Source organism: Paraburkholderia sp. BR13439 (assembly GCF_040948805.1).
Lineage (GTDB): Bacteria > Pseudomonadota > Gammaproteobacteria > Burkholderiales > Burkholderiaceae > Paraburkholderia > Paraburkholderia youngii.
In genome coordinates this window covers 1-409 of sequence record NZ_JBFPKN010000158.1, presented here as the reverse complement: position 1 = coordinate 409, position 409 = coordinate 1, and the positions used below count along the sequence as shown (strand labels likewise).

The 409-nt window shown below is 59.2% G+C and carries 1 protein-coding gene; it reads left to right on the top strand.

Annotated features, from left to right (window positions below; translation table 11 throughout):
• Window positions 1-409: transposase (locus tag AB3X96_RS42680; protein WP_368594433.1), on the top strand; the 409-nt coding region annotated here is incomplete at both ends.

Genomic DNA, 409 nt, shown 5'->3' with positions numbered 1-409 from the left:
CGGTTTCTCGAATACTTCGCAAACCGCCCCACTTGCCTGATCGGAATGGAAGCATGTGGCGGTGCGCACCATTGGGCGCGGCAACTGATGAAGTTGGGGCATCAGGTGAAGTTGATGCCCCCGAAGTTCGTCAAGGCCTTCAACATCGGCAACAAGAGTGATCCGGCCGATGCGCGCGCCATCTGGATGGCCACGCAGATTCCCAGCAAGGCAGTGGCCATCAAATCGGAGGCACAACAGGCAGTCCTCGCACTCCACCGCATGCGGCAGCAGTTGGTCAAGTTCCGCACGATGCAGATTAACAGCCTGCGTGGTCTGCTTGCCGAGTACGGTGAAGTCATGGGCCGCAGTCGGGAAGTGCTTGACAAGGCGATACCCGGCGTTCTGGCGAAACTATCGGAGCGTCTGC